At 63.2% G+C, this 16,043-nt stretch carries 13 protein-coding genes; 5 read left to right on the top strand and 8 right to left on the bottom strand.

What is annotated here, in order from left to right:
• Nucleotides 1-24 precede the first annotated feature (24 nt).
• Nucleotides 25-1,314 carry an enolase C-terminal domain-like protein gene (locus AB656_RS00390; protein WP_269078542.1) on the bottom strand — a complete coding sequence of 430 codons (1,290 nt, stop codon included), beginning with the start codon at nt 1,312-1,314 and terminating at the stop codon, nt 25-27.
• An 87-nt stretch (nt 1,315-1,401) separates the two neighbouring features.
• Nucleotides 1,402-2,742, bottom strand: a complete 1,341-nt coding sequence (locus AB656_RS00385) for an enolase C-terminal domain-like protein (RefSeq protein ID WP_052201406.1) — start codon at nt 2,740-2,742, stop codon at nt 1,402-1,404.
• 172 nt (nt 2,743-2,914) lie between these two features.
• Here AB656_RS00385 and AB656_RS00380 point away from each other — a divergent pair, with 172 nt between their 5' ends.
• On the top strand, nt 2,915-4,102 hold the full coding sequence (locus tag AB656_RS00380) for a CdaR family transcriptional regulator (protein WP_051905188.1): 1,188 nt from the start codon (nt 2,915-2,917) through the stop codon (nt 4,100-4,102).
• Here AB656_RS00380 and AB656_RS00375 read toward each other — a convergent pair.
• Nucleotides 4,099-5,349: an SLC13 family permease gene (locus tag AB656_RS00375; RefSeq protein ID WP_201777331.1), complete on the bottom strand. Its 1,251-nt coding sequence runs from the start codon at nt 5,347-5,349 to the stop codon at nt 4,099-4,101. The two genes, AB656_RS00380 and AB656_RS00375, sit on opposite strands and share 4 nt — an antisense overlap.
• A gap of 378 nt (nt 5,350-5,727) precedes the next feature.
• On the opposite strand from AB656_RS00375, the gene AB656_RS00370 reads away from it, so the two are divergent.
• On the top strand, nt 5,728-6,150 hold the full coding sequence (locus tag AB656_RS00370; protein ID WP_033504827.1) for a GNAT family N-acetyltransferase: 423 nt from the start codon (nt 5,728-5,730) through the stop codon (nt 6,148-6,150).
• A gap of 44 nt (nt 6,151-6,194) precedes the next feature.
• On the opposite strand, the gene AB656_RS00365 is transcribed toward AB656_RS00370, so the two are convergent.
• Complete coding sequence (locus AB656_RS00365) at nt 6,195-7,106, bottom strand: HhH-GPD family protein (protein ID WP_051905186.1); 912 nt, start codon at nt 7,104-7,106, stop codon at nt 6,195-6,197.
• Between the two features lie 78 nt (nt 7,107-7,184).
• Between AB656_RS00365 and AB656_RS00360 the strand changes: the two genes are divergently transcribed.
• A complete protein-coding gene (locus AB656_RS00360; RefSeq protein WP_081924799.1) occupies nt 7,185-7,838 on the top strand; it encodes a tRNA (cytidine(34)-2'-O)-methyltransferase in 654 nt (217 codons plus the stop codon).
• 6 nt (nt 7,839-7,844) lie between these two features.
• On the opposite strand, the gene AB656_RS00355 is transcribed toward AB656_RS00360, so the two are convergent.
• A complete protein-coding gene (locus tag AB656_RS00355; RefSeq protein ID WP_033504828.1) occupies nt 7,845-8,888 on the bottom strand; it encodes a LacI family DNA-binding transcriptional regulator in 1,044 nt (347 codons plus the stop codon).
• A gap of 248 nt (nt 8,889-9,136) precedes the next feature.
• On the opposite strand from AB656_RS00355, the gene AB656_RS00350 reads away from it, so the two are divergent.
• Together AB656_RS00350 and AB656_RS00345 are read left to right on the top strand one after the other, a co-directional pair.
• Nucleotides 9,137-10,912, top strand: a complete 1,776-nt coding sequence (locus AB656_RS00350; protein ID WP_033504829.1) for a glycoside hydrolase family 13 protein — start codon at nt 9,137-9,139, stop codon at nt 10,910-10,912.
• Between the two features lie 33 nt (nt 10,913-10,945).
• Entirely contained in the window at nt 10,946-12,217 is a 1,272-nt protein-coding gene (locus AB656_RS00345) for an MFS transporter (protein WP_033504830.1), read from the top strand.
• A gap of 106 nt (nt 12,218-12,323) precedes the next feature.
• On the opposite strand, the gene galK is transcribed toward AB656_RS00345, so the two are convergent.
• The 3 genes from galK to AB656_RS00330 all read right to left on the bottom strand — a co-directional run bounded on the left by galK (nt 12,324) and on the right by AB656_RS00330 (nt 15,854).
• Complete coding sequence (gene galK, locus AB656_RS00340) at nt 12,324-13,583, bottom strand: galactokinase (protein ID WP_033504831.1); 1,260 nt, start codon at nt 13,581-13,583, stop codon at nt 12,324-12,326.
• A 94-nt stretch (nt 13,584-13,677) separates the two neighbouring features.
• Nucleotides 13,678-14,970, bottom strand: a complete 1,293-nt coding sequence (gene galT / locus AB656_RS00335; RefSeq protein WP_033504832.1) for a galactose-1-phosphate uridylyltransferase — start codon at nt 14,968-14,970, stop codon at nt 13,678-13,680.
• A gap of 41 nt (nt 14,971-15,011) precedes the next feature.
• Nucleotides 15,012-15,854 (bottom strand): DeoR/GlpR family DNA-binding transcription regulator, encoded by an 843-nt coding sequence (locus tag AB656_RS00330; protein ID WP_193786708.1) that lies wholly within the window; start codon nt 15,852-15,854, stop codon nt 15,012-15,014.
• Between the last annotated feature and the right edge of the window lie 189 nt (nt 15,855-16,043).

Genomic DNA, 16,043 nt, shown 5'->3' with positions numbered 1-16,043 from the left:
TTCTCCGATACCAGTCTAGATAATTCAGCGCACCATCGAAGGGCGCTTGGGATCAAACTGCCAGCCGGGGATGAGGTACTGCATGCCGACGGCGTCGTCACGGGTGCCGCAGTCATTGTCCACATACAGCTGATGGGCGGCCTCCACAGCGGCCCGATCCACCTCCACACCCAAACCAGGCACATCACGCCTGACCTCAACCTCGCCATTCTCGATGACCGGCGGGTTCGTGGTCAGATGCTGACCATCCTGCCAAATGTAATGCGTGTCGCAAGCGTTGATCTCACCAGGAGCCGCCGCCGCGGCCTGCGCCACCATAGCCAACGAGATATCGAAATGGTTATTGGAATGCACGCCCCAGGTCAAATCCATGTCATTGCACAACTGAGCCACACGCACACACCCCTGCATGGTCCAGAAATGCGGATCAGCCAACGGAATCGTCACCGAATCCAAACGAATCGCCGCCTTCATCTCCCGCCAATCCGTATCACACATGTTCGTAGCCGTCGCCAACCCCGTCTGCCGATGGAACTCAGCCATCACCTCACGAGCCGAGAAACGATCCTCCGCACCACAAGGATCCTCCACATACGTCAACGTACCCACCATGTCGCGGCACAGGTCCACCGCCTCAGGCAGGGACCAGGCACCGTTCGGGTCCAGGGTGATGCGGGCGTTCGGGAAGGCCTTCTTCAGCGCCTTGATCGCCTTGATCTCCTCTCGACCGTCGAACACGCCTCCCTTGAGCTTGAAGTCACGGAAGCCGTAGCGGCCGTGGGTGGCCTGGGCCTGCGCGACGATGGCATCTGGGTCCAGGGCAGGCTCGCGGCGGATGCGCCCCCAATCATCGGAGTTGTCATCGTCATGGAGGTAAGGCAGATCGGTCTTGCGATAGTCGGCCACGTAGAACAGGTAGCTCAGGAAGCGCACGCGGTCGCGCACCTGGCCGTCGCCCAGCAGCGCCGCGACCGGCACCTCCATGTGCTTGCCCAGGATGTCAAGCAAAGGCGTCTCCACGGCGGTCTGCACATGCACGGTGGTGCGCAGGTCGAAGGTCTGGGCGCCGCGCCCTCCTTTGTCGAGCGCCGCGTACTTATCGTGGATGGCGGTGACGATATTCTTGTACTGGCTGATCGGCTGGCCCACGACCATGGGCTTGACCTCCTCCAGCACATCGGTGATCTTCTTGCTGCCGGGCACCTCCCCCACTCCGACATACCCGTCAGAGTCGGTCATGATGACCACGTTACGCGTGAAGAACGGCCCGTGGGCCCCGGAAAGGTTGAGCAGCATGCTGTCATAACCTGCCACGGGGAAAACTTCCATGTTTTCAATAGTGGGTACCATGTCTACACTCCTGATTCAAATAGGGTATTGCCTCTAAAACTTAACTTTGCTTCAACGGACCATGGCTGGCCGATGCTGGTCGTACTGCCAGCCGGGGATGAGGTACTGCATGCCGACGGCGTCGTCACGGGTGCCGCAGTCATTGTCCACATACAGCTGATGGGCGGCCTCCACAGCGGCCCGATCCACCTCCACACCCAAACCAGGCACATCACGCCTGACCTCAACCTCGCCATTCTCGATGACCGGCGGGTTCGTGGTCAGATGCTGACCATCCTGCCAAATGTAATGCGTGTCGCAAGCGTTGATCTCACCAGGAGCCGCCGCCGCGGCCTGCGCCACCATAGCCAACGAGATATCGAAATGGTTATTGGAATGCACGCCCCAGGTCAAATCCATGTCATTGCACAACTGAGCCACACGCACACACCCCTGCATGGTCCAGAAATGCGGATCAGCCAACGGAATCGTCACCGAATCCAAACGAATCGCCGCCTTCATCTCCCGCCAATCCGTATCACACATGTTCGTAGCCGTCGCCAACCCCGTCTGCCGATGGAACTCAGCCATCACCTCACGAGCCGAGAAACGATCCTCCGCACCACAAGGATCCTCCACATACGTCAACGTACCTTCCATCCCTTTGCAGAGGCGGACGGATTCGTCCAGGGACCAGGCGGCATTGGGGTCGATGGTAATGCGGGCATGGGGGAAACGGCTCTTGAGCTGGCGAATCGTCTCAATTTCCCGTTCGCCCTCAAAGACGCCGCCCTTGAGCTTGAAGTCACGGAATCCATAGCGCTCCTGGGCTGCCTCCGCTTGGGCCACGATGGCCTCGGGGGTCATGGCGGCCTCCCGCCGGCTCCTCCCCCAGGTGTCGCTGTCATCGTCATGGCGCAGGTAGGGCAGGTCGGTGGCATCGGGATCGCCTATGTAGAAAAGGTAACCGAGGAAGCGCACGCGGTCGCGCACCTGGCCGTCGCCCAGCAGCGCCGCGACCGGCACCTCCATGTGCTTGCCCAGGATGTCGAGCAGAGGCGTCTCCACGCCGGTGACCACATTCGTCACCTTCTTGAAAATCAGCGCGTGGGCGGTCTCAGCCCCTCCGACCACCGGGCCGGCGACCTGGTTGGAAAGCATCCGGCCGCACTCTTGGACGATCTGCTTGTAGTGGCTGATGGGCCTCCCCTCCACCAGGGGTATGCAAGACCGCAACCGCCGGGTGATGACCTCGCCCCCGGGCACTTCGGCCACGCCTGTGTAGCCGTCCGAATCGGTCATCACCACTACATTGCGGGTGAAGAAAGGCTGGTGGGCCCCGGCCTGGTTGAGCAGCATGCTGTCATAGCCCGCAACCGGAATGACTTCCATAGTCTCAACGGTAGGTATCATCTGTTCTCCATTCGTTGATCCATAGCGTCGAATAACACCAAAGCTTTTATACGTAAATTATGGGTTCTCCAAGCCCGTTTCCGCACTAGTCCACGAGCTCGAATGACCCGCCCCCGCTCCAGGAAAAATGTTCCGTGTACTATATTTTGCAGCACCGGCTTCAGGAGAGACCATGGACATCGACCCACAGATCGCGGAGACCATCGTCAGCAACATCAAAGGCGTGCTTAACCACGAGATCAACCTGTTCGACACCAGCGGCACCATCATCGCCAGCACCGACCGCTCCCGGATCGGCACCGGCCACGACGGCGCCCGACTGGCCGTGGAGGTCAAGCACACCATCTCCATCGACAATGAGCACCAGTTCGAAGGAGCCAGGAACGGCATCAACGTGCCGGTCCTGCTCAATGACTCGGTGGTGGCGGTGATAGGCATCACCGGCCGACGCGAGGAAGTGGAGCCTTTCGGCAACATCATCAAGAAGATGACCGAGATTCTGATCCGGGAGAACATGGAGAAGGTCACCCAGTTCGACCACCGGATGATGATGTCGAACCTTGTCAACGTGCTGAGCGGGCGGCGACAGGACCCAGGATTGGCCGCCTATCTGGCCTCGGTGCTTGGCGTGGAGCTGGACCGGCCGCGACGCGCCGTGGTGGGCGGACCCCAGGAGGGCGACCTGGGCGAGGGCCAGGACCGCGTGTTCGTCTTACTGTCCCAGAAGCTGGAAGACCGACCGGACTGCCTGCTCTCCGTCTCCCACCAGCAAGTGAGCCTCCTGGTGGACCTGCCGGAGGACGGCCCCGATACGACCGAGGACTTGGCCAAGGACCTGCAGGAGACACTTGCGGACCGGCTGGGATTGCAACTGGCGTTCGGAATGGGCGGAAGGGAGCCGCGGCACGAAGACTACTGGAAAAGCTACTCCCAGGCCGAGCGAACGCTGGACTGGCTGCTGTTCACCCGTCGCACCAGCATCACCGACTTCGCCGACCTGGACCTGGGCCGCCTGGTCAGCGCGCTAAGTCCCGAAGAGGCGCAAGGCTTCGTGGATAGGGTGTTCGGCAACCTGAACGATCGACGCATTGACGACTTCCAGACCATCTTCGCCGCCTACACCCGCCACAACGGCAGCATCATCCACGCCGCCGACGATCTGTACTTGCACAAGAACACCATGCAGAACCGGCTGAACACCATCGCGAGCGAGACCGGGTACAACCCCCGCGTATTGAAGGACTACGCGGTATTGTCCGCTGCATTCACCCTGCGCAAATACCTGCGCTTCAAACGCAGGAGGGGCCTGCCCGGCTACCGGACAGACCCCCCGAACGACTCCTCCCGAGCTCGGGCTTAGGGAAGGAACACACCCGTCGCCACACCAAAGATGACGACGACGATGTTGATGCCCCACAGCTTCCAGAAGCTGAACTTGATGTGCTCGTCGATCGTGATGCCGGTCAAGTCGGTGGCGATGTAAAGCTGGGGCTGGGCGATGACCGAGATCATCGAGCCGAAGTTCATGAACAGGGTCGCGATCACCACATCAATCGGGACCGAGTACTGGGCCGAGAAGGCGGCCACCAGCGGCATGAGGGCGTAGAACCAAGTGTCGTTGGTGAACAGCAGCATGAGCGGGGTGCTGAACAGGGCGATGATGATGTAGAAGTAGGGTCCGATTGCCGAGGGTACGATCGCCATCAGGGCCTTCACCATGGCGTTCAGCATGCCGCTCTCCTGCATGACGCCGACCACCACGCCGGACAGCAGCACCGCTGGGGCGACCGGGAAGAGCGTGGAGGCGTACTTCTTCAGAAGAGTGCCCTGCTGGTCCAGGTCATGGAAGTTCATGGCCAGGGCCACAACCAGGCCGAACGCGAACACGAAGTACTGCGGGATGGAAGGTATCGCGATCAGCACAGTGATCAGGAATGCGGTCAGCAGCAGGTTCCACCAGAACATGTTGTGCTTGGTCAGCTCGGTGTCCTTGAACTGGGAGAGCAACTCCTCATTGCTGACGGTCACCTCCTCCTTGTTGCCCTTGCGCGCCCGCAGGCCGAAGTACACAGCCATGGCAATCAGCAGGACCAGCATGAACAGTTGGATGGGCAAGAGCTTGATGAACAGGTGGGCCGGAGCTCCCTGCTTGTTGCCCATCAAGGTCGCCGCGCGCAGTATCTTTGGGTTCCACGGCGTGTTGCACATGATCAGGATGGCAACGGAGATCAGGAAGGGCAGAATTCGCTTGTCGACGTGGAACTTCTCGAACAAAGGCAGCATCAGGGGGACGGTGATTAGGAAGACGGAGGTGATCGATCCATCCAGCTCGCAGATGCAGGCCACGACCACGGTAAGCACGCATACGATGGGCGCCGAGACCTTGACCCGCCGCATGATGCCTTTAACGATGTCGTCAAACAGGCCCGTGTCGGAGATGAGCATGAAATAGGGCAGGGAGAACATCATCATCAGGGTGATGCTGTAGGTCTTCCCTATGCCTTTCTCTATCCACTTGCCAATCAGCAGCGGGCTTCCCCCGGTAATGAGGATGGCCAGCAGGCCAGCCACCAAGGGAATGATTGTGAACGCCAGCAGGATGCTCATTTTCTTTTTCAGTAACACGACCGTGATGACTATCATGGTCGCGAAACCAAGTATGGCTAAGTAGATGTTCACAGTTGCCCTCCATTCGGTATGGTCCGTGACTGACGACCCAACTCCCTTGTCGCACCCTGGAGCCGTCGTCGCGTCCTGCATAAGTGTCGCTTATATAAGCATGAGGAAAAACCACCCTTTCCCTCAACGACCCGAAGCACATCAATCCGGGCTCGGCAATCGACCCACATTGGTACACAGAACATCCAGCCCCAGAACGGGCCCCAGTAAGATAGTCCCTACTGGGCGTACCGCGCCCACCCAAGGCATCCGGGGTCTGAACCGGCCTGCAAGGACGCACGAAAGAACACGAAAGGGCGGAACCTCATGATTAGAGCAGCCACCACGGCGGATTTAAAGGACGTCTACGCCTTGATTAGCGAATCCAGCCAGAACACCCTGGATTACCAGATGTTCGCCCGCACCTACATCAGCCAGCTGGAGAACTTCGACCACAAGCTGGGCATCTACGAGGAGGACGGCCAGGTGATGGGGTTCGTGGGCATCCTGTGCACCTGGCAGCTCCACATCGGCAAGCGCGTGGCAGAGACCAAGGAGCTCGTGGTCTCCAAGGCCCACCAAGACAAGGACATCCGTGATCAACTCCTGGCCTGGGCCGAACAGCTGGCCAAGGACACCGGCTGCGGACTGCTGACCATGTGCTCGCGGCTTGAGCACACCGCCTCCCATCAGTTCTACGAGGAGAACGGTTTCCACAAGACCTATTACCGTTTCGACAAGGATCTGTAGGCCGCTTTACCCCACCTCTTCGGCGGGCTTTCCAGGCGGCTCGGTCACTCAGGCAGACTGACCGAGCCGCCTTGGTGTATCTCAACCAGGCCATCCTCATCCAGGGAGGCCAGGCATGCGCCTAGTTGGGCCTGGTCAGGCCACAGGCTATCCAATCGGCTGATGGGCAAACTGCCACCAGGGGGCAACTCGCGCAAGGCGGCTAGAATCAGGCCTCGCACTTGGCGGTCGGTCCCCTTGAATCTCTGGCGGGGCCGGGTGCGCCGCTCCCCCAGTCCAGGCCTGCCAGCCGCCAGGAAGGCGCATATGCCATTCAAGGGGCATTCCTCGCAAGCCGGCGACTTAGCGGCGCAGACGGTCGCGCCCAGCTCCATCACCGACTGGTTCCACACCACCGATTCAGCGTCATCCTCCGGCAGCGCCCTCTGAGCCAAGGTCCGCTCGTCCGCGCTGGCCGCTCCGCCACGGGACTCCTTACCAGCGAACACCCGGCCAAGCACCCGGCGGATATTGGTATCAATCACCGCGATTCGCTTGCCGTAGGCGAAGGACACCACCGCGCTGGCCGTGTAATCGCCCACACCCGGCAAAGTCAGCAAAGTCTCGTAATCCTGGGGAAGCTTGCCGCCATACTCCTCAACCACGGTCTTAGCGCAAGCCTGCAAGCGCAGGGCCCGGCGTGGGTAGCCCAGCCTCCCCCAGGCCGTGATCACCTCCGCGCCGCTCGCCGCCGCCAGCGCCTCGGGCGTGGGCCAGGCCCGCATCCACTCCACCCAGTATGGGACCACCCGGCTCATCTGCGTCTGCTGGCTCATTACCTCCGACACCAGAATCCCCCAAGGCGTGGTCCTCCCGAACCGCCAAGGCAAGTCCCGCGCGTTCCCCTCCCACCAGGCCGCGAGCAACCGATAGGCCCGCCGCGCGTCCGTCAGTTCCACCTGCGCCGTCTGTGTCATAAGCACCCATTGTCCGTAGCGCTCCTGACTTTTCCGCGTCTGCCCCCGGCTGTCGCTTGAAACGGTTACTTTGGGACCATGAACGAATGCGAGCATGAGACCGCCAACCAGTCGCAGGAGCGGGTGGAGGGCATGTATGAGTATGGCTATCGCAAAGCCGGGTATGGACCGGACGAGCTGGTGACTGACGCGCACGGCAACCCAATCGCGGTCACGGATGCGATGCTGCGGGCCGAGGACGCCGCCAAGCAGACGACCTCCACGCCCCACCTGTGCTACTACTCGCCGAGGATCCCCGGCAACACGGGATCAGCCATCCGCCTGTGCGCTGTGACCGGCACCATCCTCCACCTGGTGGAGCCCTTAGGATTCAACCTCAAAGACACTAAACTGCGCCGGGCCGGCCTGGATTACCACGACATGGCCCATGTAGTCCTTCATCCGGACTTCGACGACCTGGTGCGCACCATGCCGGATTCGCGCATCATCGCCTTCACCGCACACGCGACCAAGCTCTACACGGAAGTGGACTACCGGCCCAGCGACATCCTGCTCTTCGGCCCGGAGCCCGGCGACATCCCGGACCCGATGGACATCATGGCGGGCCCGCATGTGGCCGAGCAGGTTCGCCTACCCATGCGTCCCAGCCTGCGCTCGCTTAACCTGACCAATTGCGCCTCGATCGCCGTCTATGAGGCCTGGCGTCAGCTGAACTTCGCCGGCGGCCGCTGACCGGCCCTACCCACGCCCCCGGGGCGCCCTGGCCGTGGTCCCCCGCAGCATGAGGATCGGCTCGGCCATGGAGTGCCGTTCGCCGGGCTCCCTCCCCCGCATGAGCTCCAAGGCCTTCCCGGCAGCATCCTTGGCCATCTCCTCCGGGTTCTGATGCACGGTCGTCAAATCGGCGGCAGCAGCGACGGCGGCATCGTCGAACCCCACGACCGACAGGTCCTCCGGCACGCGCACCCCGTACTCCCGCAAGACCCGGACCAGCGCCACCGCGTACTCATCGCTCTCCACGCACACGGCGGTAGGCATCGGGTCCAAGGCCAGAATCCGCGCCGCCCCAGAGTTTACCGCCTCTTCGTATGAGCGGTAGTCAGCCGTTTTGCCAACGTCGATCCGGTGCAGGTCGGCCGGGTCCATCCCCATGCCCAACGCCGCTTCCATGAAGGCGTCACCGCGCAGCTGCGAGCTGAATTGGAAGTCGCCAGGCGCAGGCATGCCCACGTAACCCAGTCGCCGGTGCCCCAGTCCTTTGAGCAAGGCCACGGCGTCGCGCATGCCCTTGCGGTCGTCCAGGAGCACGGAAGCGTCGAACCCGTCGATGGTCCTGGAATCCAGACCGATCGTCGGGATGGTGAGCCGTTTGAGGATATCGGTCTCGCGCTCCCCAAGGTTGATCGAGGCCACGATGATCGCGTCCACGTTGCGATCGGCGGGCAGCCGCGAGAAGAAGGCGCCCAGCTGTTGGTAGGTGCTCACGGTGCAGGGGACCACGTCGTAGCGGCTCGGATACAGCACCTCGTAGGCGCCCTGCAGCACGGACGAGTCGAACCAGGTGCTGAGCTTGTCGGAGAAAAGCAAGCATACGCGCATGGTCTTGCCGGACGCGAGCGAGGAGGCGTTGCGGGAGAACGAGAAATGCAGGCGTTCGGCCTCCTGCCGCACCCGCTCGCGCGTGCGCTCATCCACCTTGTCCAACCCGCGCAAGGCCCTCGATACCGTCGAATCCGAGACTCCGGCGGCGAGCGCCACATCGTGCAGGGTCACGCGTACCATGCTCGCGCCCCTTCCTCTGTCCGCTCCCACTTCCGCCCTCTTCCTTGGCCCACGCCTCATGGGCCATGCTAGCAGCCGGCTAGGCCCGGCGACTGGCATGGCCACGGCCGCAGCCCTCCCTCTTCACCACTTGACAAGACGAAATGCAAGCGTTATTACTTAAATTGTCCGGCCAAGGACACGTCAAGGAAGAGCCTAGAACCGGCAAAACACTAGAGTATTGGCTAAACAATCAGTGAGGATTCACTATGCCCGACCGCAACGATACCAACAATAATGCAAGCGCTTTTACCAAAGTTGACCTCTGGTGGAAGCAGGCCGTCGTCTATCAGGTCTACCCCCGTTCCTTCAAGGACTCCACGGGCTCCGGCTTGGGTGACATAGCCGGCGTCACCAGCCAAATGGACTACCTCTCCCAACTGGGCATCGACGCCATCTGGCTCTCCCCCTTCTACCCCTCGGAGCTGGCCGACGGCGGCTATGACGTCCAGGACTACCGCGATGTGGACCCAAAGCTGGGCACCATGGACGACTTCGACGCCATGGTCGAGGCTGCCCACTCCCATGGCATCAAAGTCGTGGTGGACATCGTGCCCAACCACTCCTCCCACCTCCACCCCTGGTTCCAAGCGGCCCTGAAGGCGGGCCCAGGCTCCCCTGAGCGCGATCGCTACGTGTTCCGCGACGGCCGGGGCGAGCACGGCGAACTGCCCCCCACCAACTGGATCGCCAACTTCGGCGGATCGGCCTGGACCCGTGTGAGCGATGGCCAGTGGTACCTCCACCTGTTCGCCAAGGAGCAGCCCGACTTCAACTGGGACAACCGCGAGGTGCGCGACGACTTCCTCAAGACCCTGACCTTCTGGTGCGACCACGGCACCGACGGCTTCCGCGTTGACGTGGCCGAGGGCCTGGCCAAGGACCTGGACCGCGACGACCTGGACGACTACGACGTGGATGCCATGCACATCACCGTGACCGACGGCAGCCATCCGGTCTATGACCGCGACGAGGTCCATGAGATCTTCCGCGAGTGGCGCAAGGAGGTCTTCGACAAGTACACCCCCGCCCGGTTCGCGGTCGGCGAGGCCTGGGTGCCTTCCTCCCGGCAGCACCTGTACGCCCGTCCGGACGAGCTGGGCCAGGTCTTCAACTTCGCCTTCGCCGAGTGCAACTGGTCGCGCGCTGAGCTGCATGACGCCATCCAGGCCGGCATCGACCTGGCGGCCCGCACCAACGGCTCCACCTCCACGTGGGTGATGAGCAACCACGACGTGCCCCGCCACGCCAGCCGTTACGCACTGCCCCAGGTGGAGACCGACAACGGCTTGTACCACGCAATCGCCAACGACTGGCTCCTGCGCGACGGAAGGACCTACCACGAGGACCGCGAGCTGGGCACCAAGCGCGCCAAGGCCGCGATCATGCTGGAGATGGCCCTGCCCGGTTCCGCTTACGTCTACCAGGGCGAGGAGCTGGGCCTGTTCGAGGTGGCGGACATCCCCTGGAACGAGCTGGAGGACCCCTGGGCGTCCGGCACCCGTCAGGCCCTGACCAAGAAGGGCCGCGATGGCTGCCGCGTGCCTCTGCCCTGGACCTCCGACGCGGATGGCACCTTCGGCTTCTCACCGGACCAGTGCGAGGACGGCCAGCCTGTCGCCACCCCGCACCTGCCGCAGCCGGCCTGGTTCGCCGACTATGCGGTCACCGCCGAAGAGGGCGACGACGACTCCATGCTCTCCCACTACCGCAAGGTCCTGGCCCTGCGCCACCAGTGCCAGTGCGAGGACACCTCCCTGCGCTGGCTGGATGGCTTCGACCGCTCCTCCGGGCTGCCGGACGGCGCCAACGGCCTGACCGGGGGCGTGATCGCCTACGCACGGGCCAACGGCTGGGCCAACGTCACCAACTTCAGCCGCGAGGCCGTGGAACTGCCCCAAGGCAAGGTCCTCCTCACCTCCCAGCCCCTGGACGACCAGGGCAGGCTTCCCCAGGACGCGTCCGCCTGGATGATGCTCGACTGAACCGTCCATCCCACTAACGACTAAGGATTTCCCATGAGTCAACCTGAAACAACGGCCCAGGCGCCGCAAAGGTCCGGCAAGGGCTCCACGCTCACCGCGGCCCGCTACATCATCGGCCTTTTCATTTACAATACCCTGCTCTATGTGGGCTTCACCATGGTGGCGAGTGTGCTGATGCCCCAGCGTTTGAAAGACATCGGCATCGCCGACCCAAGCACCCTCCTGGGCCAAATCAACAGCGTGGGCGCGGTCCTGTCCATGTTCATCAACGTGTTCATCGGTGCCATGTCGGACCGCACCCGCTCCCGCTTCGGCCGCAGGACCCCTTGGATCGTGAGCGGCGCCGTGCTCACCGGCGTCTGTTTCTACGCCACCGGCCTGCCGACCCTGGGCATCGGGGTGGGCATCGCCTACTGCGTCTCCCTGATCGGTCTGAACATGATGATCGCCCCAATCACCGCCATCCTCTCCGACCGCGTGCCCGACAAGGACCGCGCGACCGCCTCGGCGGCCTTCGGAGGCGGCGCCGTAATCGGCCAGGGACTGGGCACTCTGCTGGCCTCGGCTTTCATCTCCTCCACCACGACCGGCTTCCTGGTCTCGGGCATCTCCCTCCTGCTGGCCGGCTGGCTCTCCATGGCCATCATCCCCCGGGAGCCCTCCAACAAGACCGAGCCTCGCAAGGACGAGCCCATCGGACAGGTGATCGTCCACGCCTTCACCCCGCCCATCAAGGGCGCCTCGGACTTCTGGAAGGCCTTCCTATGCCGCACTGGACTCCTGGTCGCTTATCAGATGATCACCTCCTACCAGCTGTACATCCTGGAGGACCACATCGGACAGACCAAGACCCAGGCAGCAGGCACGATCGCCACCATGTCGGTCATCACCATGGTCGTCTCGCTGATCGCTACGGCCCTGTCCGGCCCGATCTCCGATCTGATCAAGCGCCGCAAGCCGCCGATCGTCTTCGCTTGCGCCCTCTACGCCATCGGTATCGCCATGCCTTGGGTGCTGCGCTCCTCGCTGGGCATGCTCCTGTTCGCCGGCATCGCGGGCTTCGGCTACGGCATGTACTCGGCCGTGGACCAGGCTTTGAACGTGGATGTGCTACCCAACAAGGAGACTGCGGGCAAGGATCTGGGCTTCATCAACATCGCCACTTGCGCGGGCCAAGCCATCGGCTCGGTCTTCACGTCCACCTTGGTGGCCATCGCCGGCGGTTACAGTCTGGTCTTCCCCGTCGCCATCGCGATGACCGTGGTATCCGCCGTCTGTGTGATGCTGATCAAGCGCGTCAAGTGATCCCATAGCGGGGCGAAGTAAGGGCCTGCTAGCACGAATTACAATGTTGGGCCCCGGCCGTATGGCACGGTCGGGGCCCAACGCATATCAACGTTCCGGTACGGAATCAGGCCTCGCGCTCAGCCGGCTGGGAGGGCAGCGCGGCCAGGGCACGGGGCTGGCGGAAGCCCCGGCGACTGAATTCCTCGGCCACCGCAGCGGCCATTTCACGCGAGCGTCCGGCGTCCACCAGGGCGATGATCGAACCGCCGAAGCCGCCGCCGGTCATACGCGCCCCATAAGCGCCGTTGGCCCGGGCCACATCCACCGCCAGGTCGAGTTCAGGCACGGTCACCTCATAATCGTCACGCAGGGAATCATGGGAGGCGTTGAAGAGCTCCCCGGCCCGCCGGATATCGCCTGCGCGGAAGGCCCGGATGAACTCGCCCACGCGCCCAATCTCAGTGACGACATGCCTCACACGCTTGCGCTGAGTAGGGTCATCCAGCTTATCCAAGACGTCTTTCAAGGCCCGCTCAGGGTCATCGGCGGCCTCCACCTGGTCGGCCACCACCCGCAGGTTCTCCACGCCCAACGTTTGGGCCGCGAGCTCACAAGAGCGCCGACGGGCATCGTACTGGCCGTCGTTGAGCTGGTGGGGGGCCTGGGTGTCCAACACCAGCAGCTCCAGGTCCCGGGACCTCAGGTCAAAAGGCACCTGCTTGGCTGATTCCAGCGCGGAAAGCCCAGGCTGGAAGTCCAGCTCGATCGCGTAGCCCGCCTGGCAACGCATGGAGGCCGACTGGTCCAGCCCACCGGTGGAAGCGCCAGCCATCTCGTTCTCGGAAACCATGGCCGCGTCGATCAGCGTCAGCCGCCCCGCGTCGCTTCCACCGAAGCCCAGCCCGTACACGTCATCCAGAGCCAGCGCGGTGGAGCAGGTCATGGCCGCCGACGAGCTCAGACCCGAGCCCACCGGCACGCACGAGACGAACGCCGCGTCGAATCCACGCACCTGCCCGAACCCAGCCCGTCGCAGAGCCCAGGCCACGCCCACTGGATAAGCGGCCCATCCTTCCACCCCTCCGGCCTCAAGGCCCTCCAGGGACGTTTGCTCAACCCGGTCCTGCGCGAATGAGGAGACCAGGCGCACCTGGTCGTCATCCCGTGGGCTCAGGGCCAGGAAGGTGCGGTGGGGCAAGGCGATTGGCAGGCAGAGGCCTGCGTTATAGTCGGTGTGCTCGCCAATCAGATTGACCCTGCCTGGGGCCGACCAGACCCCTTTGGGTTCCTGGCCGTAAGCCTGCTGGAAGAGCGCGCCGGCTTGACTGGCGCCCTCCCCATCGGGCCCTTCGGACAGGGCCTCGACGAATTCAACTGCGCTCATAGTTATTCGCTCCTTTGCGCTTGTCCTTGCATCCGCTTGTCCAGCGCGCCCATTGCCTGCCCAAGGCTTGGAACGGTTGCCGGCGCTGCTGGCATCAGTCTTCATCACTCAGGTCCACCGGTCCGGTTTCGCGGAAACGGGCGGCGATCCGCTCTGGCGTGGTGTCGGAAATCCAAGCGGCCATGCCCGACTCGGAGCCCGCCAGGTACTTAACCTTATTCACCGCCCGCCGGAAGGAGAAGAACTGGAGGTTAAGTCGGTAGTCCGACCTGCGAGGATCCTTGACCGGCCCTTGGTGCCATGCCGCGATGTAGGGCAGGTCCATGCCCTTGCCGTCGCCCTTGTCGAAGAAGGCGTTGCCTCGTTTGAGCAGGGCGGAGTACATCTGGGCCAGGTCCCAGCGCTCCTGGTCGTCCAGCTGGTCGATGGAGAGCACTCCGTCGCGCACCGGGGCCACATGCACCTCCAGGGGCCAGCGGGCCGCGGCCGGCACATAGGCCACCCAGGAATGGTTGCGCATCACGATGCGCTCGCCCGCGCCGAGCTCAGCGGCCAGGATGTCGCCGAGCAGGTTGCCGCCGGTACGCTCGTGGTAGGCCTGGCTCTGTTTGAGTTCGTCCTCCATGCGCGGAGGAATGAAGGGGTAGGCGTAAATCTGCCCGTGGGGGTGGGCCAGGGAGACGCCGATCTCCTGCCCGTGGTTCTCGAAGGGAAAGACCTGCTCGATGCCGTCCAGGGCGCTCAATTCGGCCGTGCGGAAGGCCCAAGCCTCCACCACAGTACGCAGGCGCTTGACCGGCAGTTGGGCGGGCAGGGAATTCTCGTCGGGGTCGAAGCAGACGACCTCGCAGCGGCCATTGGCCTCGCGCACCGGCCACAGCTGGTTGCCATCCACGTAAGTGGTCTGAGGATCCAGACCAGGCACCTGCATCATCGAGGGGAAGCGGTTCTCAAAGATGACCACGTCGTAGTCGGTGTCGGGTACTTCGCCGTCCTGGTAGGGGTCGCCAGGCTTGCGCGCGGCCAGCGGGTTGCCTTTGGCCGTAGCGCCGGGTCCGGCGGTGATAGGACGGTTCATGCGGGCGGTGGCCATGGGAATCCAGTCGCCGGTCAGGGGGTCGCGGCGCATCTGCGGGGCCTGCACCGGGATTGGCTTGCCTTCCGCGTCCACGCCTGGGGCGAACCGATCGGCCAGGTGACGGGGGTCCTTGAGCTCACGGGTCTTGGCGCCGGATACATGCTCGGGGTCATCGTCCAGGTAGAAGAACTGGCGCCCATCAGCCAGCAAGGTGGGCGTGATGCGGATGTGCTCGCGCGCATACTCCCCCGGACGGTACCGCTGAGGCTCGTACCCTGTCGACTCCGACTCTTGCCCGCTCCGGCTCATCTGAACCTGCCTTCCTGTTCGTTGGGTTTACAGTTCCCGCTTCACTCCTGGGCCAGGGGGCCCGGGGCCGTGTCCGCCTCGCCGCCGCCGGTGGAAGCCAGGACCAGCTCACGCACCAAAGCGCGGGTCTCATCCGCGGCAGCCGGGTCCAAGCCGTCGTCGGTCACTACGGTGCTCACCTGGTCGAAGGAGGCGAAAAGGGAGAGTGAGGTGCAAGACCACTTAGTGTGGTCGGTCAGGATGATGGTGCGGTCGGCTATGTCCATCAATGCCATGTCAGTGGCGGCCTCCAGTGAGTTAGGCATCAGGAAGCCCCGGGGGATGGAGACCGAATGGGTGCCCAGGAACACCGTGTTCACGCGCAGGGACGCCACGACCTTGTCGGCGATGGGGCCGACCAGTGAGTTGGAGCGGGTGATCACGCCTCCAGTGACGATGACCTCCACCTCCTTGCTCTCCATGGCCTGGACCAGTTCGGCCACAGGAATCGAGTTGGTCAGAATCGTGATGCCCTCGGACCGGCGCGATTCGAGCAGGTGTTGGGCGAAGACGTAGGCGGTGGTGCCGCCGCCGATGGCGATCACGTCGCCGGGCGAGACGTAGGAGATGGCGCGGCGGGCGATTGTGTCTTTGAGCCCCATGTCCATCTGGGATTTGACCGAGAAGAGAGGCTCGGCCAGCAGGGAGGAGGTGGTGACGGCGCCACCGTGAACCCGTTTCAGGAGCCCCTTGTCGGCCAGGTCGGCGATGTCACGGCGGATGGTCATGGCGGAGACGCCAAGCTCTTTGGACAGCGCCGTTATCCTCACCGCGCCGCGCGTACGAAGGCGGTTGAGGATCAAATGCTGGCGCTGTGAGGAAATCATATGAACATTATCGCACACATTCGCCCAAATGAGCAAGCCGACGGCAAGCCCCCTCCAAGCCCCGGACACGGGCCCACGAAAGCGCGCCGCTCTTGACCTTAGAGCCATAAGGAAAATGCGACCATCCAGGAGAGAAACGCACATCAGCGCCTCTTACTGCCCTTAGCAACCCAGCGAACGCACAAACATGCACGGTCAAACGACACG

The organism is Bifidobacterium actinocoloniiforme DSM 22766 (assembly GCF_001263395.1).
Taxonomy (GTDB): Bacteria; Actinomycetota; Actinomycetes; order Actinomycetales; family Bifidobacteriaceae; genus Bombiscardovia; species Bombiscardovia actinocoloniiformis.
Note: the sequence above shows the minus strand (reverse complement) of the source record. Positions and strands in the feature narration are given on the sequence as shown.

Bases quoted from the DNA above. Each gene is read 5' to 3' on its own strand.
- AB656_RS00375 (WP_201777331.1), bottom strand. From the start codon at position 5,349: ATGAGCATCCTGCTGGCGTTCACAATCATTCCCTTGGTGGCTGGCCTG.
- galK (WP_033504831.1), bottom strand. From the start codon at position 13,583: ATGAGCGCAGTTGAATTCGTCGAGGCCCTGTCCGAAGGGCCCGATGGG.
- AB656_RS00360 (WP_081924799.1), top strand. From the start codon at position 7,185: ATGAACGAATGCGAGCATGAGACCGCCAACCAGTCGCAGGAGCGGGTG.
- AB656_RS00385 (WP_052201406.1), bottom strand. From the start codon at position 2,742: ATGATACCTACCGTTGAGACTATGGAAGTCATTCCGGTTGCGGGCTAT.
- AB656_RS00365 (WP_051905186.1), bottom strand. From the start codon at position 7,106: ATGACACAGACGGCGCAGGTGGAACTGACGGACGCGCGGCGGGCCTAT.
- AB656_RS00350 (WP_033504829.1), top strand. From the start codon at position 9,137: ATGCCCGACCGCAACGATACCAACAATAATGCAAGCGCTTTTACCAAA.
- galT (WP_033504832.1), bottom strand. From the start codon at position 14,970: ATGAGCCGGAGCGGGCAAGAGTCGGAGTCGACAGGGTACGAGCCTCAG.
- AB656_RS00345 (WP_033504830.1), top strand. From the start codon at position 10,946: ATGAGTCAACCTGAAACAACGGCCCAGGCGCCGCAAAGGTCCGGCAAG.
- AB656_RS00380 (WP_051905188.1), top strand. From the start codon at position 2,915: ATGGACATCGACCCACAGATCGCGGAGACCATCGTCAGCAACATCAAA.
- AB656_RS00355 (WP_033504828.1), bottom strand. From the start codon at position 8,888: ATGGTACGCGTGACCCTGCACGATGTGGCGCTCGCCGCCGGAGTCTCG.
- AB656_RS00370 (WP_033504827.1), top strand. From the start codon at position 5,728: ATGATTAGAGCAGCCACCACGGCGGATTTAAAGGACGTCTACGCCTTG.